The 19,416-nt window shown below is 65.7% G+C and carries 19 protein-coding genes; 15 read left to right on the top strand and 4 right to left on the bottom strand.

Translation table 11 applies throughout. The features are described from left to right. The 7 genes from ABFX54_RS02950 to ABFX54_RS02980 all read left to right on the top strand — a co-directional run. Window positions 1-635: type III PLP-dependent enzyme domain-containing protein (locus ABFX54_RS02950; protein WP_487047315.1), on the top strand; the 635-nt coding region annotated here is incomplete at its 5' end. Beyond that, entirely contained in the window at window positions 632-1,057 is a 426-nt protein-coding gene (speD, locus tag ABFX54_RS02955; protein ID WP_346101303.1) for an adenosylmethionine decarboxylase, read from the top strand. The genes ABFX54_RS02950 and speD, both read left to right, overlap by 4 nt. Continuing rightward, complete coding sequence (locus ABFX54_RS02960) at window positions 1,054-2,013, top strand: spermine/spermidine synthase domain-containing protein (protein ID WP_346101304.1); 960 nt, start codon at window positions 1,054-1,056, stop codon at window positions 2,011-2,013. The genes speD and ABFX54_RS02960 overlap by 4 nt, the downstream gene beginning before the upstream one ends. Then, the gene (locus ABFX54_RS02965) at window positions 2,013-2,183 is read left to right on the top strand and encodes a hypothetical protein (protein WP_346101305.1); all 171 of its coding nucleotides are present in this window, start codon (window positions 2,013-2,015) and stop codon (window positions 2,181-2,183) included. Before ABFX54_RS02960 ends, ABFX54_RS02965 begins: the two co-directional genes overlap by 1 nt. Before the next feature lie 225 nt (window positions 2,184-2,408). Further along, complete coding sequence (locus ABFX54_RS02970) at window positions 2,409-3,722, top strand: hypothetical protein (protein ID WP_346101306.1); 1,314 nt, start codon at window positions 2,409-2,411, stop codon at window positions 3,720-3,722. Continuing rightward, a complete protein-coding gene (locus tag ABFX54_RS02975; RefSeq protein ID WP_346101307.1) occupies window positions 3,719-4,741 on the top strand; it encodes a DMT family transporter in 1,023 nt (340 codons plus the stop codon). Before ABFX54_RS02970 ends, ABFX54_RS02975 begins: the two co-directional genes overlap by 4 nt. After that, a complete protein-coding gene (locus ABFX54_RS02980) occupies window positions 4,738-6,687 on the top strand; it encodes a primary-amine oxidase (RefSeq protein ID WP_346101308.1) in 1,950 nt (649 codons plus the stop codon). The genes ABFX54_RS02975 and ABFX54_RS02980 overlap by 4 nt, the downstream gene beginning before the upstream one ends. A 307-nt stretch (window positions 6,688-6,994) precedes the next feature. Here ABFX54_RS02980 and ABFX54_RS02985 read toward each other — a convergent pair whose 3' ends face one another. The 3 genes from ABFX54_RS02985 to ABFX54_RS02995 all read right to left on the bottom strand — a co-directional run bounded on the left by ABFX54_RS02985 (window position 6,995) and on the right by ABFX54_RS02995 (window position 10,311). Further along, window positions 6,995-7,351 (bottom strand): hypothetical protein, encoded by a 357-nt coding sequence (locus ABFX54_RS02985; protein ID WP_346101309.1) that lies wholly within the window; start codon window positions 7,349-7,351, stop codon window positions 6,995-6,997. Window positions 7,352-7,742: 391 nt separating this feature from the next. Then, window positions 7,743-9,059, bottom strand: a complete 1,317-nt coding sequence (locus ABFX54_RS02990) for a DUF6545 domain-containing protein (RefSeq protein ID WP_346101310.1) — start codon at window positions 9,057-9,059, stop codon at window positions 7,743-7,745. 652 nt (window positions 9,060-9,711) lie between these two features. Beyond that, entirely contained in the window at window positions 9,712-10,311 is a 600-nt protein-coding gene (locus ABFX54_RS02995) for a helix-turn-helix domain-containing protein (protein ID WP_346101311.1), read from the bottom strand. Between the two features lie 398 nt (window positions 10,312-10,709). On the opposite strand from ABFX54_RS02995, the gene ABFX54_RS03000 reads away from it, so the two are divergent. The 4 genes from ABFX54_RS03000 to ABFX54_RS03015 all read left to right on the top strand — a co-directional run bounded on the left by ABFX54_RS03000 (window position 10,710) and on the right by ABFX54_RS03015 (window position 14,648). Then, the gene (locus ABFX54_RS03000) at window positions 10,710-11,453 is read left to right on the top strand and encodes a hypothetical protein (RefSeq protein ID WP_346101312.1); all 744 of its coding nucleotides are present in this window, start codon (window positions 10,710-10,712) and stop codon (window positions 11,451-11,453) included. Window positions 11,454-11,500: 47 nt separating this feature from the next. Beyond that, window positions 11,501-12,253 (top strand): SDR family NAD(P)-dependent oxidoreductase, encoded by a 753-nt coding sequence (locus tag ABFX54_RS03005; protein ID WP_346101313.1) that lies wholly within the window; start codon window positions 11,501-11,503, stop codon window positions 12,251-12,253. A gap of 56 nt (window positions 12,254-12,309) precedes the next feature. Further along, the gene (locus tag ABFX54_RS03010; protein ID WP_346101314.1) at window positions 12,310-13,542 is read left to right on the top strand and encodes a cytochrome P450; all 1,233 of its coding nucleotides are present in this window, start codon (window positions 12,310-12,312) and stop codon (window positions 13,540-13,542) included. 920 nt (window positions 13,543-14,462) lie between these two features. Then, a complete protein-coding gene (locus ABFX54_RS03015) occupies window positions 14,463-14,648 on the top strand; it encodes a hypothetical protein (protein WP_346101315.1) in 186 nt (61 codons plus the stop codon). A 269-nt stretch (window positions 14,649-14,917) separates the two neighbouring features. Here ABFX54_RS03015 and ABFX54_RS03020 read toward each other — a convergent pair whose 3' ends face one another. Then, window positions 14,918-15,883: a lytic transglycosylase domain-containing protein gene (locus ABFX54_RS03020; RefSeq protein ID WP_346101316.1), complete on the bottom strand. Its 966-nt coding sequence runs from the start codon at window positions 15,881-15,883 to the stop codon at window positions 14,918-14,920. A 118-nt stretch (window positions 15,884-16,001) separates the two neighbouring features. On the opposite strand from ABFX54_RS03020, the gene ABFX54_RS03025 reads away from it, so the two are divergent. The 4 genes from ABFX54_RS03025 (at window position 16,002) to ABFX54_RS03040 (ending at window position 19,386) form a co-directional block, all read left to right on the top strand. Next, on the top strand, window positions 16,002-16,481 hold the full coding sequence (locus ABFX54_RS03025) for a hypothetical protein (protein ID WP_346101317.1): 480 nt from the start codon (window positions 16,002-16,004) through the stop codon (window positions 16,479-16,481). Beyond that, window positions 16,478-16,828 (top strand): hypothetical protein, encoded by a 351-nt coding sequence (locus ABFX54_RS03030; RefSeq protein WP_346101318.1) that lies wholly within the window; start codon window positions 16,478-16,480, stop codon window positions 16,826-16,828. Before ABFX54_RS03025 ends, ABFX54_RS03030 begins: the two co-directional genes overlap by 4 nt. A 12-nt stretch (window positions 16,829-16,840) precedes the next feature. Continuing rightward, window positions 16,841-17,608 carry a hypothetical protein gene (locus ABFX54_RS03035; RefSeq protein ID WP_346101319.1) on the top strand — a complete coding sequence of 256 codons (768 nt, stop codon included), beginning with the start codon at window positions 16,841-16,843 and terminating at the stop codon, window positions 17,606-17,608. A 260-nt stretch (window positions 17,609-17,868) separates the two neighbouring features. Then, window positions 17,869-19,386: a hypothetical protein gene (locus tag ABFX54_RS03040; protein ID WP_346101320.1), complete on the top strand. Its 1,518-nt coding sequence runs from the start codon at window positions 17,869-17,871 to the stop codon at window positions 19,384-19,386. Window positions 19,387-19,416: the final 30 nt, after the last annotated feature.

The following is a 19,416-nucleotide window of genomic DNA, read 5'->3' on the forward strand; positions in this document are numbered from 1 at the left end:
CAGCCCAGGACAGCGAACGCCCAGCTCAGCCAGTCACTGCAAACGAGCTACACCCCAAACCGATCGAGGCCGCGGCCAGCATCGCCCACGATTTCGGCCCGCTGCCCCTGCTGAACCTGGGCGGCGGCCTGCCCGCCGCCTACACCGATCCGGTACCCGAGCTGAACTCTTACGCCGCCGCCATCTCCGCAAGCCTGGACCACCACTTCGGCGACAACCGGCCGCAGCTCGTCCTCGAACCGGGCCGCGCCATCGCCGCATCCGCCGGAGTGATCGAAACCGAGGTCGTCCAGGTCCTCCACCGGGAGGGCACGAGATGGGTGTACCTGGACGCCGGCAAGTACGGCGGCTTGATCGAAACCGAGCACGAAATGATCCACTACCCGATGCACGCCCCGGATGTGAACGGCCCGACAGGAGCGGTCATCGTCGCCGGCCCGACACCTGACCCCGACGACGTGCTCTACCAACGCCACCGCCCCGAACTGCCGCTCGCGCTGGGTCCGGGCGACCGGGTCCTGATCACGTGCACGGGCGCCTACACCGCCAGCTACTCCGCCGTCAGGTTCGGCGGCCTGCCGCCGCTCGCTGTGGCCATCGTCGACTCCGGCGAGCACGAAAAGAACGACGGATGACCGCCGCGCCGGCGCCCGATGTCGACTTCCGTGGCCGCCACGTGCTCAGCGAGTTCTACGACGTTGACCCCACCTTGCTGAACGACACGGAATTCCTGCGCGTGGCGCTCCAGCAGGCGCTGAAGGAGGCCAACGCCACGCTGCTGCACATGATAGACCACACGTTCGAATCCCAGGGAGCTACCGTCGTGGCCCTGCTGTCGGAGTCGCACGCCTCGGTGCACACCTGGCCCGAACAGTCCGCCTGCTTCATCGACTTCTTCACCTGCGGCCAAGCCGACCCCGAACGAGCTCTGCAGGTCCTGCGCGCCGCCCTACGGCCCGCGCGATACAACGTCCTGCTCCTCGATCGCGGCACACCCGGCTCCGCCCCGCCCCTCCCGCATCACCCTTCCGACCATCGAAAGGCGGCACACACATGACCAGATACATCACCGAGCCGTTGGCACCCGGCCTGACCCGCACATGGACGGTCAGCGAGGTGCTGTACGAGGCGCGGACCCCCTACCAGCACATGCTGATCGGCAGGACCGAGCACGGCATCACCCTGTTCAGCGGCGACATCGACGCGGCCGACGTGATGGAGCGACAAAGCGCGGAGAAGGGGCCGTCACAGCTGGTCTACCACGAGGCGCTGATGGTGCCCGCGCTGGCTTTGGCCGGACCCGGGCGGACCCCCGTCCGGGACCGCGTGCTGATCGTCGGCTCCAGCGAAGGCGTTGCCACCCAGATGGCTCGCGACGCGGGCGCCGCACTCATCGACCACGTCGACATCGACCTCGAGTGCGTGCAGGCGTGCGCCAGGCACCTGCCCTACGGCTACACCCCGGCCGAAGTCGACGCCGCGCTTGCCGGAGAGGACCGGGTGCGCCTGCATATCGAGGACGGCCTTCAGTTCGTCGAGGCGCGCCTGAAGGAGAACCACACCCTCCCGGCTGAGGAGCGCACCCACTACGACGTCATCGTGATCGATGTACAGGACGAGCATCCAACGGGCGGCGCCCAGCACAATCGCCTCTACACCCGACACTTCCTGCAGCGATGCAAGGACCTTCTGACCGCCGACGGCGTGCTCAGCACACAAGCAGGTTCCTTCATCCTGTGGCAGCAGGAAACCCTGCGAGCAACGCTCAAGCGCTACAGCGACGTGTTCCCCAGCATCTTGTGCTACTCCTCGTGGGAGCACGGCTGGACTTTCGTCACCGGCAAGAAGTCCGCATCGGCCAGCCCGTTGCCCACCCTGCTGCAGAGACGACTGGCCAGCCTCTCCTACCAGCCGGCCACGCTGGATGCGCTGAGCGCAGCCAGCGCCACCATCCTGCCCTTCCACGCACGCCCGGCAGTGTCGCCGGCCACCGGCCCGATCCAGGAGCCGTGATGGGCATCGCCATGATCCGGCACGGACGCGCGAACATGACCCTGGCAGCCCGCATTACCGCAGCAAGCCAGGCCGTTGCGGCGCGCCAGCAGCACGACCCCACCCAGCCACCGCAGAAAGAAACGCCAGCCGACCCGCCGCCGTACGAGGCACGCCCGTCGCACCGGTGACCAGGTACGAGCCGCAGCCGGCCGGGCGTGCTCACGATACCCGCGCTGACCCGCTGCCGGACCCTCGTCCACGCCGCCCCCAGGCTGGCCTTCACCAGCCCCGCAGCACAGTCACGCCTCCAGCCAGGCCACCACCCCCGGTCCAACGCCCAGCTCCAACGCCCGAATCCGACCCCAGGAAAAGGACGCATAGCTCACATGCCCGTGCCCGCCTCTCCCCACCATGTGTCCGACATCGCCTACGCAAGCGCCGCCCAAGCGGCGGCCTTCCACACCCTGCACCTCCGCGAGGAAGCCCTCCCCGAGCTGACCAGCCGCCCCCTGGTCGACGCCCCCCAGCAGCCCTACGCTCTGGCAGCCGGTCTGGATCAGGTGGCCCTCGCGGAAGCGCCGCCTGCCTGGGCCCGAGCAGTGAACAAGGCCGACTCCAGGCTTCGCGCGAACCTCACCCACCTCTGGCAGGGACCTGCTGATGATGCCCTGAGCGGCGACGCACTCATGGAACATGACCTGAGGCCAGGGCACTCCGGCCGGACTCCCTATATCGGCGTGCACCTCGACGGTGTCACCCACCATGTGTGGGCCCGTGGCGCGCCGCCCCGTCACGATGCCCGTGATCGCAGACGGGTGGAGGTGGTGAGTGGCGTGTGCCTCTACTCCATGCCTGCGGTCTGGCTGGTCACCGCCACAGACCGCCGGATCTCCCTGCTGGAGACCCGAGGAAGGAACCTCACCGAGCCGATCATCGCCATCGAAGCGGACCCGCGCCCCACGCTGCCCGAACTGGAGGGCGCCTTACGGCTGAGCACGTTCGCCGCCAGCGTCATCGCCCGTGTTCCCAGTGATGAGCCGGCCGTGTTCCGCCCAGACACCCCCTACCTGGCCTATCCGCTCTACGGATGGCAGGCCGCCCTCGACGGATTCTGGCCCGCGCGCCTGCTGGCTCGCTGGACCGATTGGGCGTTGGGCCGCCACCATCAGATGGTCCGCCGCCAGGCGCGAGCCTTCCGGGCGACATTGGCCGGACGGCGGCCGGTACGCGTCCGGATACAGCCCGAGCTCGTCAACGTGGCCCTGCATCTGCGGGCTGCCCTGGCCCGCGGCCGTGTGCCGTCCCTCGAAGAGCTCGTCAACCTCGCCTGCCGCCACGATTGGATCTGGCGCGGCCTCATCGACGTGGCACCCCCCACAACGCCCCTCGACCTGGCCAAGCTCACCTACATCGCTGCCGCCTATCGCGCCGGACAGCCGATCCATGGCCAGCGATCTGTGGTCGTCTTCGTGGACGATCCGCAGGAGTGGCCGATCCTGGAACGGCTACGCCAGCGCGCCGCGGAGATGACCATGGGGGATCCAGTCTCAGCGATCGGGCTGTACCCGCTCAGCCGGTTCTGGGTCCAGCCCACTGATGAGGACCGTCCACGGCCGGACCTGTACGCCCATGACCCAGGCCGGCACGCGACGGATCAGGATGGCCGCCGCATCGACCTGGCGGGCCTGGCCGCTTCCATCTACCAGCAGGCCAGCATCCCCCGATGACTGGCCTTCGAGCTCACGCCCAGAACCTGGCCGGCCTGCCACTCCGCTTCCCCGGGCGGCACCGAACGCTCCTGGTCATCGCCGCAGTCTGCTGGGCCACCCGCACGCCGGTCACCGCAGCAACGCTCGCCGAGCGAATGCCGGTCCTGACGCTCCTGCTCGTGCACGTGGCAACGGCCACCGCCGTGCTGTGGATCGTGGTGGCGGCACGAGGTTATCGGCCCATTCCACAACTGCGCGGAGCTGTGCTCCTGGGCGCGCTCGAACCCGCCGGCAACGGCCTGCTGTTCGCGCTGGCGCTGACCGCGGTGCAAGCCGCAACCGGCTCGCTGCTCCTGAGCACCGAATGCATGCTCGTTGTCGTGCTGGGCGTGCTGGTGCTGCGTGAGCGGCTCGGAGTCGCGGGATGGGCCGGGCTGCTGCTCTGCCTGCCAGGGGTGTGGCTGCTGTCCGGGACGCCCACCAGCCTGTCGCTGTCCGCCGGCATCCTGCTCACCTTCGGCGCCACATCTGTATCGGCAATCTACTCCACCGCCATCGCCTGGTTCAGGCGCACCCGCGGAGGTGACGTGCTCACCTACACCGCATGGCAATTCACGATCGGCCTGCTGTGCCTGCTCGTCCTGACGGCCGCGCACTCCGGCAGCACCATGGCTGCAGCCTTGCCCGGCTCGCCGGCACTGTGGACGCTCGCGCTCGCCGGCGGCCTCCTCCTGGCCATCGCCTGCCTGTCCTACAACCTCGCGGTATCCCACGTCGCCATCGCCGAGGCCGGCATCGTGCTCAACCTGATCCCCCTGCTCGGCGCGGGACTAAGCGTCATCTGGCTCGGCGATCGATTGAGCCCTCAAGCTCTGCTCGGCGCGCTCATCACCCTCGCCGGCATCTGCGTCCTCCAACTGCGGCGACCGGGCTCCGAACCCCTCACCCCGCCCTCCCCGATCTGGCCAGTGAAGCGGCCAGCCCGCGCACGCGATCAGAGCCGCTGGCCCACCCCTTGGAAGAGGGTTTCGTCATGACTCAGCCGCCCACCAGCAGCGCCACCGGAGCCAGGGTCCGCAACCCCCTGGCCCCACTCACCGAGGAAGAGGCCGCAGCAGCGTGCCGGGTGGCGCTCACCTGCGGCGCGGTGACCTCCTCGGCGCGCATCGCGTACTGCGCGCTGGCCGAGCCCGCCAAAGACCTCGTGCTCAGATGGGACGGGGTGGCGCCCCGCCGCGACATCATCGTGGTCACCTACGAACGACACCTTCGCAGGACCGCTGTGATCACCGTGGCTCTGCCGCCGGAAACTCTCGTGTCCTGCACCTACGTGCGAGAAGGACAGCCTCCGATCATGCTGGAGGAGTGGCTGGCCAACGCTGCCGCGGTCCGGGCCGATCCGGGATTCCAGCAGGCGTGCGCTCGGCGCGGCATTTACGCCATGGACCACGTTCACGTCGAACCGTGGCCGGCGGGCAACTTCGGCCTTCCCGTCGACGGCGAGGGCCGCCGGCTCGCCCGATGCGTGGCCTACATGCAGGACAATCCGCAGGACAACCCTTTCGCGCGCCCGATCGAAAATCTCGTTGTGCTGCTCGACCGCGACACCGGCCAGATCCTTCACCTGCACGACGGTGAAGCCGTCGCAGTACCGCGCGACAAAGGCCGCTACGACGGCGGCACCCGGGAGCTCGCGCCGCTGCAGATCGTGCAGCCCCGCGGTCCCGGCTTCAGCGTGGACGACGGCGCGATCAGCTGGGGGCCGTGGCGGGTGCGCGCCTCCATGCATCCGATTGAAGGACTCCTACTGCACCAGATCGGCTATGTCGACGGTGGGCGCCTGCGGCCGATCATCTACCGGGCCAGCCTGTCGGAGATGGTGGTGCCGTACGGTTCGCCCGACATGAACTGGTCCTGGAAGGCCGCCTTCGACGCGGGGGACGTCGGCTTGGGAGCACCCGGAGTCGCCAACAGCCTCCGGCTCGGCTGCGACTGCCTGGGCGAGATCGTCTATCTCGACGCCGTCACGGTGAACGAGGCTGGGGCGCCCCCCACAGTGCGCAACGTCATCTGCCTACATGAGGAAGATCATGGCGTGCTCTGGCGGCACACCGACATGAGCACCGGCACCACGCAGGTGCGCCGGTCCCGGCGGCTCGTCATATCCTTCATCGCCACCGTCGGCAACTACGAGTACGGCTTCTACTGGTACTTCTACCTCGACGGCACCATCCAGGCCGAGGTGAAGCTCCTTGGCATCATCCAAGCTCAGGCCATCATTCCCGGCACCAGCAACGCGTACGCGAACCTCGTCACCCCCGAGCTGGCTGGTCCGCACCATCAGCACCTGTTTAACTTCCGGCTAGATATGTGCGTGGACGGCCCGAACAACAGTGTTTATGAAGTGGAGACCGTGCCGGAGCCGTCCGGGCCCGGCAACCCGTACGGAAATGCATTCACCGCCGCCTCCAGGCTGTTGCGCACCGAGGCCGAAGCACAGCGGCTGGCGGCCCCGGACAAGGGCCGCCATTGGAAGTTCGTCAACCACGGCTCACTCAACGCCGTGGGTCAGCCGGTGGCCTACAAGCTTGTGCCCACTCATGTAAGCCAAGTACTCCTGGCCGACGAGACCTCACCGATCAGCAAGCGGGCACGCTTCGCGACCAAGCACCTCTGGGTGACGCCCTATCGCGCCGGCGAGCGACGTGCTGCCGGCGATTTCCCGAATCAGCACCCTGGGGGCGCTGGTTTGCCCGAATGGACGGCCGCCAACCGGCCGCTGGTGGATACAGAACTCGTCTGCTGGTACACCGTGGGCGCCACGCACCTCGTCCGGCCGGAAGACTGGCCGGTCATGCCGGTCGAGTCTGTCGGTTTCAGCTTGAAGCCGGTCGGATTCTTCGACCACAATCCCGCCCTCGACATAGCCGCGACAGCTAGCACTCAAGCCAACGGGGATTGTCACGCGCAGGACGATCGGTGAGCCCCACTCGGTAGAGTTGCGTGGCTCTACCTGCAGTCGCCGAATGCGTACGATGAATAGTGCCTGGACGTTCCGCCGCATCCATGGCGGAAACCTCCGCGATACTGACAGAGCGGAGCGCAGCGTCCTGTTGGCGGGTGTCGATGACCTCATTGCAGGGGCAGAGTGGGCCCCATTTTCATCGATGGTTCACGAATTTCTTAACCAAGCAGCACGCAGTACCCAGATCTCGAGTCCCGCAAGCGTCTCGGCTGTTGGTGGTACATCGCAGCGTGTTTCGATGGGGGTGAGGGCCAGTCGACCAAGGTTAGCTGAGCAAAACGTAGATGGACCCACCCAATGCCGCTCCGAGCAGAGCGCCGCTGACCGCTTCGAGAGGCTCGTGCCCTTGGAGACCGCTGGTGCTGCGGTGGATCCGCACACGGGACATGACGATCAAAAGCGTGAGCACCACAGCGAGCAGTCCTAACGCGGGCCCCCAGAGGAGGAAGCTGATGGAGGTAGCGGCGCCGGCGCTCGCTCCGTGAATGCTGATGTTCCAACTGCACAATCTCTGGATGGAAACGATGGCGACCATGAGCGCAAAGAACACGACACTGCAGGCGACGAGCGGTTGAGGCGCGTGCCCGGCGAGGACGATGACCAGGCCAAGCAGCAGAGACACTGTCGTGCCGGCAATCTGGGTCAGTGGCCTCGGAGGAGTCGAGGTGCTCGGTGCGCGACGCCGCTTGGCATGCCGGTCTAGCAGGTGAGGCACAAAGCCAGTGAAGAGGCCGGATACCAGTCCCCACGCTGCACCAGCGCTTCCCGCTGCGTGCCCTCCCACGGCAATGGGCAACATGACGGCGATGACGATCGGGAACGGTACGGAGGGAAGGCGTGCCAGTGTGGACCAAGATGAAGCCATGAGGGTCCTTCCGCGGGAGCGGCATCGCTCAGCAAAGGGCTGTTGTGTCTCGTCCTGCGCGGGAGGCGGCCGACATGACGATTATTCACGGTGCGAGGCCAGGCCCGTCATTGCGCCCGTCGTGGGCTTGGGTGTGCGGAACCGCCTATCAGGCGGATGAAGATTGCTTAGCGCTTTTCGCGTAGGTCTCGACGAACTTGGCCACCTGGGGATGCCTTTCAAAGGCGGCTGAGACCCGGGCCATCCGTGTGATGTCCCGATTGATGTAGCTAGGCTTCTTACGAAGAAGAATCAGTAACCGGGCCCAGACGCGACCCCATGTCCGACGTATAATGACGAAGAATGGCGCCAGCATGATGAACGGCTTTGCCGCAGTGGTGGCAGAGCCAACCCAGGTACCTTGGGCGGCAGTGCTCGCGTCCTTGTCAATAGGCGCAGGCGTGATCCCCTGCTCTTGACGGTGAAGCATCAGGGAGATCCACGCAGCCATGGCGATGGCCTCCCGGCGCCTTCTACCCAAGATCCATTGTGAACGCATGTACAGGTGAGCCCGGGCCACATCATCCTGAGTGCCGTAAGGGCGCAGTCGCCAGAGACCATCTTCAATCTGGGTGTAGCGAGCGATCAGTGCCTGTCGTAATGGCATATTGTCCTCAGTTAGGCGGCTGGGATGGCCCAGTCCTGCGCTTCTCAAGGCTGTCTGGAGGGGGAGGAGTGCTTTCAGCTGCCGCCGAACTGTCCGGTGTTGGGCTAGTCCTACGACGCCCAGGACGGTAATCGAGATGAAACCAAGGAGGTAGGAGATAATGTTCAAGTCGAGAACGATCGCGGTGGTCTCGGGCCAGAAAGGGCGAGGCGCGACGATGGTTGCCAGCGTGTAGACCCCGCGAGAACCGGATCCGACGGATGTTGCGGCAAGTATCCGCAATGCCAAGCGCATGTACGGGATATTTTCACGGCGAGCTAGTTTAATGAACAGGTAAGTCATGAGTGCGAGGTTAAAGAGCAAATGTAGCTCGTACAGCACAATCATGGCCAGCTGTTGCGGCGTCGCCGAGTGTTGCCACACCGCCGTGTAGGCAGAGTGCATGTCGAGGCGGCCCGAGAAGGCGATGATTGTCAGGGCGATCATCACCGGGATTGTGAAGTACCACGAATACCACGGGCGGCGGCTCCAGCGAGAATCCTTCTCCGTTTCGGTAGCTGCCAGGAAAAAAGTGGTGACCCAGGTAACGGCCGCGAGCGCGAGCACGGTGACCAGAACAAAGGCAAGTGCCGGTGTCCCGGCTTGCTTGGTGATCCAATCGGCCAGTGGTGGCGTTTGATCGATGGTGATGCTACTGATGCCAGATAACAGTGCCAGCCACATCATCAGATGGCCCCGGGTATGCCACATCGCGACGCCTCGGCCGAGAACGATCAACCACATGACCCCAACGAACGCGTAGTTCAGCCAGTCGGGCACCGGGTTTCCCTTGACCGTGAACCGAAGGGATCGGCGATGGGACCGTGTACACCGCGTAACACGGATGGGGACCAGGGGTCGGCGCGATGGACGCCGGACGTTATGGTTCCTACCACGTCAAGGGCGAAGCGTTCAGCCGCGCGTTCTTGCGGATCGTCGTAGTCGTCGCGGCCGAGAACGTCCTGTATGGTTTCGCCGTCCCTCAGCCGGCACAGCGTGGGGGCTGCGGAACGAATGAGAGCCGCATGGCTGAAGGGCTGCCCTGCGTCGTTCGTCGCCCAATGGCCTACCTCATGGAGGAAGACTATGGTCTTATACGCGTCCGAAGCATCCGCGGGATAGCCTAGGAAATCACGGGCTTGGGTCCGGATGCAGAACCCCGTGACAGAGCAGGTGATGTGCGGATGATCGCGTGAGTCGAAGGGAACAGGAACCACCTCGCGCCCACGCAACCCGCTGAGCCGGTCGCACACGTCTGGGATGTCCGTCCGCGGTGAGAAGCGATGGGGCAGTAACTCGACGACCTCATCGATAAGCACCGTTCTGGCAATGACCACGATGCGTATCTCCTTCGGTGGAGCGACTTAATTCTGCAGGACCGAGCGGCAGCGATGGCTAACTTCCCGGCTCCCCAGGGCGATGGGTTATGACATTACGCAGATGAGCCGTCGTGGCCCTGCCGACGTCGGGCTTCGTGCTCGCGGGTGGCGACCTGGAGGAGGCCAATCATGGCCTCGAGGGCCGAGAGAGTCGGTTCCAGATGGGGCGCATTGGCGGGATTCTGCGCGAGTGCGTCGACCTCTTGAGCGGCCTGACTCGCTCGAGCCCCGAGGTCGGTGATGGATCGGAGATTGGTGGCGACCAGTCCGAGGTCGTCGGCATCCTGCAGAAGCTTGTCTGCTCGGGACAAGTTTTGCATCTCGCGACGCAACACTTCGCCTATGTCAGTGCTGGTGAAGAAGTCAAGGGGTACCTGGAAGAATTCCGCGATCCTGTGAAGAGTATGGGCCTGCGGCCTTCGATCGGGGAATCGCAGAATTTTGCTGAGGGCGCTGTCGGTCAGCCCCGTCTGTGCGGCGATGTACGCCTGGCTGTACTTCTCTCCCCCCCGCGGGTCGCGCCTGAGTTCGATCAGCAACTTGAGGCGGGCGGCGGGCGACAGCGGCTGGTTCGCCGGCAGACTGCCTACCGCGTCAAGCAGCTGCTGGAGGTCGGCGCGCGAAAGCGGCGGACAGCCCGGAGTGTCAGGCACGGGTCGTCTCCTTGAGGATGACGGATGGAGCTGTGATCAACATACCGAGTCTTGCCCGCAGGCAAAAGATGTTCCCCTGGGCAAAGTTGCTGTTGACAACAGGCGGTCACACCAGTGATCGTATTTGCCAGTAGGCAACTTTGCTTCAACTGTTTGGCCTCCGGGCAAATACGGCCGGTCAAAGCCGTTCGTTGACAGTGCGACCAAATACTCAGCAAGGAGGCTGACCCTTGGCTTACCTACCTTCGCCTGCAGGGACGTCAAGCCACACCGGGTGGTGCCTTGCCGATGATCCCCGTACCCCGGAATCCCGTGACCCGGCGGGATTGTGGCGCCCGGCGTGTACGGGCGGAGGTCCCGGATCCATGGGGGGGCCGGGACCTCATGCACTTCACGAGATGATGCACGGACTGTACCGGACGACATGCGAGCAGGCCGGTATCACCTGCATTGCGATGATCAACAACACCTACATCGCCGGCTGGCTGGAACTGCCGATGCCGTCAGTGCTGATGTGTAGCGGCTGGAACCGGGTCCTTTGCGAGCCGTCGGGCAGCGATATCCACGAAAATCTGGAACGGGCGCTTCCACCCGGAACCACCTGGAGTACCTGGCCGCTCTCGGCTGTACTCAAGGGCTGGCTGGCCTATGCCGAGGTCGAGCTGTCCTTGCGGGATCTGGTGGGACTGGTGGGTCACAGGGTCGATCCCACTGAGCAAGGGTGGCGAGAGGCGGCGCTGGAGCTCGTCAAGGGAAGCATCTTGCCGCTGGAGGTTGAGGTGGATCCACCACGCGTCGATCGCGCGGGTGTCGCGTGCGGTCACGTGCGTGTGGGCAGAGCGGAGACCTTTCGGGAACTGTGGCCACTCGGGACCTTGCAAACTGCCTATCAGCAGGTGCTGACGGGGCAACAGGCAGACCAGCAGTGTGCTGGCCTGGAATGTTTCGCGGACGTGCCCATCGCATTTTTTGTCGAGAACCCCGGGGCCCTCGCCATGGTCGACTGGTCCGTTCTAGGCCTGGTGACCGGCGACACTCCTGGGCACATCGCGATGGAGGTGGCCACGATCATGCCGCCATCCAGCGATGTGGCCCGCGGCGGAACGGCCAGACCCGACTTGCAGTATGCGTTTGTCTTGTAGCAGCTGGCTCCGTTGAAGCCGGCTCTTGCCGAGAGGATTGCTGCCGCGTGGATCTGCACTTGACCGGCAAGCGAGCGATCGTCGCTGGTGCTAGTCGGGGCATCGGCTTGGAGGTCGTGCGCAGGCTCTATCACGAAGGCGTCAGAGTCCTCGCGGTATCCCGCTCAGCGAGCCCCGAAGTCAAGGACTCTGGAGCCTTCCTCGTGCAGGCCGACCTCACCCACCCTGACGGTGTCGCGGCCCTCGTCAGGCAAGCGGAGATCCACCTGGGTCACGTGGATTTCCTTGTCAACTGCGTCGGAGGCGTGCAGTTCGGGGCACGCAAGGACGATCTCCAGGTAACCCCCGAACAGTGGCGGACAACCTTTGAAGTCAATGTAGTCACCGCTTTCGAGATCGTCACGAAAATACTGCCCCTGATGCGAACACGCGGCGCCATCGTGCACATCGCGGGGCTGGCTGCGCATATGCCCGGCGCCGGCCCGATCGACAACAGCGCTTCCAAAGCCGCTTTGATCGCCATGACTCGCAGCATCGCTTTCCACGCAAGCCGCTACGGCGTCCGCAGCAACAGCATTTCTCCAGGTCCGGTAGCTACCAGCATGTGGGAAGACATAGCCGCGATGAACGGCGTCACGCTCGAAGAGTTCTTCGAGAGACTGCCAAAAACCCTCCGCATGAGAACCGGCCAGATGGTGGCACCCACCGAGGTCGCCGCTTTGACCGCCTTCATGCTCTCCCCATACGCCGCGAGCATCACGGGGGCCGATTATGAGATGAGCGGCGGCCTTCGTCCTTGACGACCACAAAGATCGAGAGTTCATCCCGCAACCCACTGTCACCCAGGAGGCCCACAGTGAGCGCAGAACTCGAAGCCGCCGCCGACAATCCACTCGAACTCCCGCCGGGTCCGCACGGCACCCCATCACCCGCCTTGCCTGAACGGCAACGCACATGCCCCGTCGCGCCCATGACCGTTCCCAGCGGAGCCAGCATTCTGACAGCGGTCCAGTATCACGACGTTCGTGCCTTGCTGGCCAGTGAGCACAGCAGCCGCGAGAGGCTGTGCACCCCCGGTATGCCGCGGCTCGCGAAGGGGATGTCCTTCGAAGACGTGGCGAAAGGGGTCCTGATGAATCTGGACGGGGCCGCGCACGCCGGTCAGCGGGGCATTCTCAAAGGGCTCTTCACCGAACAAGCTGCCGAACAGTTGCGTCCCGCCTGCGCGGACATCGCGCATGACCTTCTCGATCCGGTCCGCGGCTCCGAGGTCGACATCGTGACCGGCTACGCGCTGCCGCTGTCTTCACACGTCATCTGCCAGGTGTTGGGTGTGCCGCCAGCAGACTACCCACGCTTCCACCAGTGGAGCTCGGCCTTCTTAACGGTCTCAGCCGCCTCGGCGGAGACACGGGCCGAGTCCTATGCTGCTTTCCAGGCTTATGCCGCGAGCCTGATCGCAACCCACCGCTCCGAGCCCGGCAGTGAGCTGATCGACGATCTCATCAGGGCCGAACTCGACGGCCGCCCGCTCGGCGACGATGTGCTGATCAATCTTCTGATCATGCTGATGATCGCCGGTCACGAGACAACAGCCATGATGATCTCTCGCGGCGTGCTCAGGCTGCTGCTGCATCCGGAGCAATATCAGGCGCTGGTCAACGATCGCCAGCTGATCGCCCCAGCCGTCGAGGAGATTCTGCGCTTCGACGGACCTGGCTCCTCCGGGCTGCTGCGCTATCTTACGGCGCAGGTAGAACTGCCCTCGGGAACCACCGTGGGCGCCGAAACGGCCGTGCTGCCGCACCTCTGGTACGCAAATCACTGTCCACACGCCTTCCCCGAGCCTGGAAGATTCGACATCCGTCGCTATGCAGGTGACACCCCAGCGCGACCGCACCTGGCCTTCGGGCACGGCCGGCACTTCTGCCTGGGCCGGGCCTTGGGTCGGATGGTCCTGCAAGAAGCATTGCGTGCTCTGATCCTCGTCGCTCCCAACATTCGACCAGCCGTTGCACTGGACGACATTCCTTGGTCTGGTGACGCGCTGAACCAGCAACCCATACGGCTGCCTGTCGTGCTCACCTGAGTGAACGCCAGCGCTTGTCCAACGCCCCGCCACGAGCGCCTGGCGCTGGAGGCGCTCAGATGCCAGCGGCGGCAATCTCTCGTTGTGGTGTGCACGAACGTGCTTGTCTCGACGGGAGATCGCCCGCCGCTGCTACGACCACGTGGCGGGCGACTCTGCCAGGAGAGCCTCGATGGTCGCCGCGGCCGCCAACGCGGTGGTCCGCACGTCGGCGACACAAGCCCACAGCGGGTCCGAAGACACATCGGGTCCAACTGCGAAGGTAACCGCCGCAAATTGTTCCGTGGGGATGTCATCCGGCGGGCGATACTGCCTGCTCACGGCGGGCGATGCGTGCCGCGCACGGTGCGAAGGGCGGGAGCCGGTCTGGGATGACACAGGGCAGAACCTCGGTTTCGGGGGGAAGTGACAGGAAGGCATCAGCCAACAGGAGGCGGTGGAGCGACGGTCGGGCCGGTTCCCAGGCGTCCGTGGTCTTCCTGACGCGGAGGAGGTGGCAGCATGCTGGGCCCTATCGCCAAGTCCTCTGCCGGAACGAGCCTCCGCGATGTCGGGCTCGCCGTTGGACTCTTCCGGACGGCGGTGGGCTTGATTGAGGGCTTGGACGAAGGCTGGTGGGGCGAGACCGACGGCGAAGGACTGCCCTTGCCGCTTGAGGCTGGCCGACGCGCTCGCGTGGCCGACTGTCTGGTCGGCCGGGATGGATCCGGCTGCGTGGCTTGAGGAACCGGGGGAAGGCTGGCCAGCAGCGATGGCTGGCTGGTCGCCGAGGCCACCGACAAGGCTTGTGCATCGGAGGGGGAACGAGGCTCGGAGAAGATGGACCAGCTGGCGACCGCCAGGCTGAGTGCTCCCACCGCTGCCCCAGCTTTGAGCGCGAGCGGTACCACGGGCCGTCGCCTGCCGCCGAGGTCCCAGTCATGCTCGTCGTCGAGATCGCGATCTGCATCATCGCCAGGGCTGCCGTCAAGACTGTCGTCAGAATTGTCGACATCGGCGTCCCTCTCGTTCCAGAACCGCTGGAAACGCCGTTCCTCTTCTTCGTCGCTCCGCTGAGGCGGGGAAACGAGCCCGGCCTCATGGTCATGCATCGGCGAGGGAGATAGGTGATCACCTGCGGGAGAACGCGTTGTCGTGGCCGAGGCGCCCGTTCCGGCTTGACCACTGAGTCGAGCCAGCGCCGCGGCACCGGTCAGCGATGCCGGGTCGGCGGGAGTGCCTGAGTCGGACAACATGCCCGTGATCCTAGAACATGAGAGGCGAGTTCCGCCTTAGATTCATGACTATGAGTCAAGGGGATTGTAAATAGTCATGATCATGGCTGGTGTCCTCGCCAGCTCGCCCCGGCCAAAACCTTGGAGGGTGCGATGTCTTCCTAGAGCACCGTCACATGCACATGATCGAAATGGTTGTCTGTGACGCCGCCCCGATCGGACATGGTCCGCCATCCCTCACCGGCGCGTGCGGGTGACCAGATGCGCTGCTTCCAGATGACGTAGGAGACGCCCAAACGTGCGGCGTTGGCCTGAAACCATGCGGCGATCGCGTCGCCGAGCGCCTGGTTGCCCGGCGACGGTTTGGTGCCCCTGCTGAGCATGAAGTCACATGCCCGGCCAAGATGATGTTCTCCGCGACCGCCGCCGGCGACGCTGTCGTTCTGCCGATAGCAGCCGACTCCGAAAGGTATGCGGAAACGCTGGAGCAGCAGGTCGCGCGCAGTTCGCATGCGCGGTGTGACGCGATCATCGCCTCTGGGTTGCTCGGGGCGGAGCTCAGATGCGTCGGCATAGGTCTTGGCCAGGGCCAGTACGCTGTCGACGTAGTCCCATGAGTGGTTGTAGGCGTAGACGGCCTGACGCACAGCGCGTGGCGCTCCATGACGACACAGGTATTTCGCGGCGGCGAAGAGGGCGTCGGCGGTGTTGTACACGTCCCCCCAGCCGTCGCCGTCGCCGTCGCTCGCATATCCGTTGAACCGGGAACCGATCTTGATGCGAGCGCTGCCTCCCCAGGTTGAGATGAGGAACTGCATGGGGCCTGCGGCTCCAGCATGGTTGGTGCCGGCCTTGACCCCAGGCAGGTTCGAGCGTCCGAAGTCGGATTCGATCTTGTGGATTGCGGCCAGCACCGTCCAGTCCAGTCCAGCGCAGGTGTTCGCGGCCGTCTGGTAGAGCCGCTCAAGCCCCTGCGGGAGGCCGGGGAGGCCCGCGACGGCTCCTTCTTTGACGATCGAGTCGCCGGCAAGGCCCAGCATCAGCGGTGAGGCAAGGGCCAGCATCGTAGGCGCGCACGCGAAGGGGAGTAAGAGCAGGGCGACGGCGAGGATCAAAACGGTGCGCATTGTCTGCCGCCTGGGTCCTTTCTGCTGACGTTCTTGTCAAGGCTCTGTCAAGAGTGTTAGAACCTCTGTCAAGTAGCAGAAGGTACTCCACACGCCAGTGGCGCGTAAGAGGCGATATATGCAGAAGAGCAGAAGGCACTCAGGTGCCGGCCCTCCCTGGACCTTGATCGGCGCACATCCGGGCGCCGGCACATCGACGTTGGTCCTGCTGTTGAATCATCAGGCTGATACGGCGAACGCCGTGGAGTTCACCGGCGAGGCGATGGCGCAGAGCAGTCGCATCGCCGTGGTGGCGTCCTCAACCGCGCCAGGCACAGCACAGGCGGCGCAAATGATCGCCCAATGGCCTGATCAGATCCCCCGGCCGGTGCTGCTCGTGCGGCAGGCGGACCCGTTCGGCCTACCGCCGCTGTCGCGCTATCAACTCAAAGCGATCAGTGCCGAGGTGAGCGGAGTGATCAACGTTCCGTACGTGTTCGCCCTGCGCCAACTGGACGTCACCACGGCGTTGACCACGTCGAGGCGGATCGCCCGCCTGGCCCGGCGGCTGCGTCACCGCCTACGAGAACTGCCGGCCGGTTCGGGATCACGCCCATGACGGCTCTGATGGATGCGCTCCAGTCGGTGATGCAGGTGTTTCCCGATGCCGAGGACCTGCGTGCGGGAAACCCGGGTGGAGGCATTCCGATCATCAGTGACCCGCCCGCAACGGCGCCGCCTGAGCTGGCGCGGTTCGGAGGGCGCATCTTCGGCTTTTTGAAGGTGGTAAGCGGGGTCGTCGGCGCTTGCATGATGGCTGCGGCTTGGATCAAGGTCATGTGGGGCAAGTCCTCACGCCAGCACATGGCCGCCGAGGGCATGAGCCACGCAGGCTGGGTCCTGGTCGGGCTGGGCGGAGTCCTGCTGACCATCCCCATCGTCGACTTCGTCGCCAACTGGTCCTGAACGAGCTTCGAGATGCCTTTCGCCACCGACCTCGATCAGCTGGCTCGCCAGCGGATACGCCGGGCGCGCACCGCAGGTGCGCTGATGACAGTCCTGCTCGGCGCGGCGCTGGCCATTCTGCTGAGCAAGAGCCCGCAGGACCCCGCGAACGCTGATCCCACGCTGGCACCGACCGCGAGCGTCATGCCCGCCACACCGGCACCTACCTTCGGCTACGTCACGCCTGCCCGGTGGGTCACCCTGCCCGAGGCGCGTGGACGCCTCAGCCGTGACTATCCGGTCGGCTGGCCACGCACGCCACAGGGTGCCGCCGCGGCCGCGGCCGCTATGTTCTCCGCCGTCTGGGACCTCGACAAGGGTCGCGCCCTCGGCGCCGTCGACGTCTACTTCAGTTCCCGCGATCGAGACGAGTCCCGGCGTGAAGCCGCCGCGAGCGTGACCTGGCTACGTGCGCTGCTTGCCCTGCCGCGTGAGGGCGCGCCACCGGCAGGGGCCACGGTCGCGGTGCAGCCTGTCGGCGTGCAATGGCGCATCGCCGACGCCGGCAACGTCTATGTCAGTGTGGCCATGCGCATTGACATGATCGCTGGCGCACACGCGCCGATGCGCACCGTCACCGTGGTCGGCACAGGACACCTGCGCTGGCAGACAGGCCTGCGCGGCGGCGATTGGGCCGTGTTGCGCACCCCCGCCGCGCGCATGCCGCGCCCGGTTTACGCCGACCCCGGTAGCGCCGCCTTCAACAGCGGCCACTGGCGGGCGATCCGCCCGGGAGAGTGACAATGCGCAGCCACCATGGTCCTACCGCTCGAACGATCGGCGTTCTGCTGCTGACGCTGGTCATGTTCGTCGGGCCCGCTGAAGCCGGCACCGGAGCCGCAGAGACGACTCCGCAGGGGTCCGTACCGCCGTCCTCGCCCGTGGACTCGCAGGTTGTCCCCCATCCGGCAGCGCTCGCCATGACGACCCCGACGGCCACGAGCACAGCGATTGCCACGCCCTCCCCCTCTGGTACGGCACCCACGCCCAAGCCCTGGGAGTTGCTGCCGACCATCCCCCCTGAGCTGTGCAAGGTGCCATCACCGATCATCGCGTTGTACTGCAACACACCGAGGATCCAGGAGGCAGGAGATGCGGCCGGGCAGGGGCTGCGCGACGCCGCCACGGAGGCGTTCGAACAGGGCGTGATCAAACCGATGGCCAACTTGGCGCTTGACGCCATCCGGTCCCTGGTCGGCGTATTCGTGACCCTGTTCGTCACTTTCACATCCTTCGATCTGCGCGCCCAGGGCGCCTTAACCCTCTACGGGGTCACGATCGCGATCGGCTGGCTGATCAGCGTGGTACTGGTCGTGGCGCAGATGATGCGCACCATGGTGCAAGGCCGGCCCGTGCCGCTGATCCAGGCCGGCGCCGGATTGACGATCACCGCGTTCGTCGGAGGCGCCGGAGTCGGTCTGACCGCCCTTGCCATGGAAGGCGCCAACGTCGTCACAAAGATCATTTTCGATCAGATGTCCGCGGATGGCCAGCCCATGGATCAGCAAGGCATCCAGGAGCAGATCCTCACGCTGATGTCACTCACGAACAACGCTGTCGGCGCGGTTCCGTCGATCTTCGTGCAATGGCAGCTCAGCATTCTGGTGATCCTTGTTTTGATCATCCAGATCGTCGTGGTCCTGCTACGCAACGCCACCCTCCCGCTGTTGGCTCTCCTGCTGCCCATTGCCGCCTCCGGGATGGTCGGCGGAGGAGCCACCCGTCAGTGGATGCCGAAAATCATCACCGCCGGCGCAGCGATCATCGTCTACCAGCCGGCAGTCGCGTTGATCATCACAGCGGCAACGCGTCAGTGGTCCGCCGCTCGTGACGCTCACGGTCTGGTGTACGGCCTGGTGATGCTCGTGCTGAGCCTCATCGCCATGCCCGCTCTGCTTCGGGTGTTCGCCCCCCTCGGTGTCGTGGCCGGAGGAGGCGGAAGCGGTGGTGGCATGACACGCGCTCTCACCGACCTGGCGATGATGGCCGGCCGCTCCGGAAGCCGCGACGACGGCGGCGTCGAGGCCGCCGGCGGTGACGTCGAGCAGATTCAGCCCACCTCCGCGGGACAGTTCGCACAGCAACGCGAAGCCGACACCTCGGCGCCCGCAGAGGGCAGCGCGACCACGCCGGCGGACCCGGCAGCCGGATCGGCCGTCCCAGCCGATCTACCGGTGTCGGGCGACGCTCCCTCGGCCACGCCCCCGCCAACGGCAGAAGAACCCGCTGCCACCACAGCCGAAGCGGCCCCGAGCACACCGCAGCCCGACACCGCGAGCGCCCCGCTGACCTCGGCCACCACGACGGCGGCCGAGACACCCGGCACAGCGGCCACCACGGCCACCGCCGGCCCGGGCGGAGCAGTCGTGTACTTCGCAGCCGAGGCCGCCGACCACGGCTTGCACGTGGTGGAGCAGCACGTCGGCGCCGCGGGCGAGGCAGCAACGCCCCATCCCGTCGACCAGCACCCTGCACCGGCCTCCGACTCCGGTGACGGAGGATTTCATGACCGCAGCTGACACCCGCCCTGCGCACGCGAGCTCACGGCG

Origin of the sequence: Nonomuraea maheshkhaliensis (assembly GCF_039529435.1) — a bacterium.
Lineage (GTDB): Bacteria > Actinomycetota > Actinomycetes > Streptosporangiales > Streptosporangiaceae > Nonomuraea > Nonomuraea maheshkhaliensis.

Coding starts and splice junctions, on each gene's coding strand:
- ABFX54_RS03025 (WP_346101317.1), top strand. CDS start 16,002: ATGCAGAAGAGCAGAAGGCACTCAGGTGCCGGCCCTCCCTGGACCTTG.
- ABFX54_RS03000 (WP_346101312.1), top strand. CDS start 10,710: ATGATGCACGGACTGTACCGGACGACATGCGAGCAGGCCGGTATCACC.
- ABFX54_RS02980 (WP_346101308.1), top strand. CDS start 4,738: ATGACTCAGCCGCCCACCAGCAGCGCCACCGGAGCCAGGGTCCGCAAC.
- speD (WP_346101303.1), top strand. CDS start 632: ATGACCGCCGCGCCGGCGCCCGATGTCGACTTCCGTGGCCGCCACGTG.
- ABFX54_RS02960 (WP_346101304.1), top strand. CDS start 1,054: ATGACCAGATACATCACCGAGCCGTTGGCACCCGGCCTGACCCGCACA.
- ABFX54_RS03020 (WP_346101316.1), bottom strand. CDS start 15,883: ATGCGCACCGTTTTGATCCTCGCCGTCGCCCTGCTCTTACTCCCCTTC.
- ABFX54_RS03035 (WP_346101319.1), top strand. CDS start 16,841: ATGCCTTTCGCCACCGACCTCGATCAGCTGGCTCGCCAGCGGATACGC.
- ABFX54_RS03030 (WP_346101318.1), top strand. CDS start 16,478: ATGACGGCTCTGATGGATGCGCTCCAGTCGGTGATGCAGGTGTTTCCC.
- ABFX54_RS03015 (WP_346101315.1), top strand. CDS start 14,463: ATGCTCGTCGTCGAGATCGCGATCTGCATCATCGCCAGGGCTGCCGTC.
- ABFX54_RS02975 (WP_346101307.1), top strand. CDS start 3,719: ATGACTGGCCTTCGAGCTCACGCCCAGAACCTGGCCGGCCTGCCACTC.
- ABFX54_RS02965 (WP_346101305.1), top strand. CDS start 2,013: ATGGGCATCGCCATGATCCGGCACGGACGCGCGAACATGACCCTGGCA.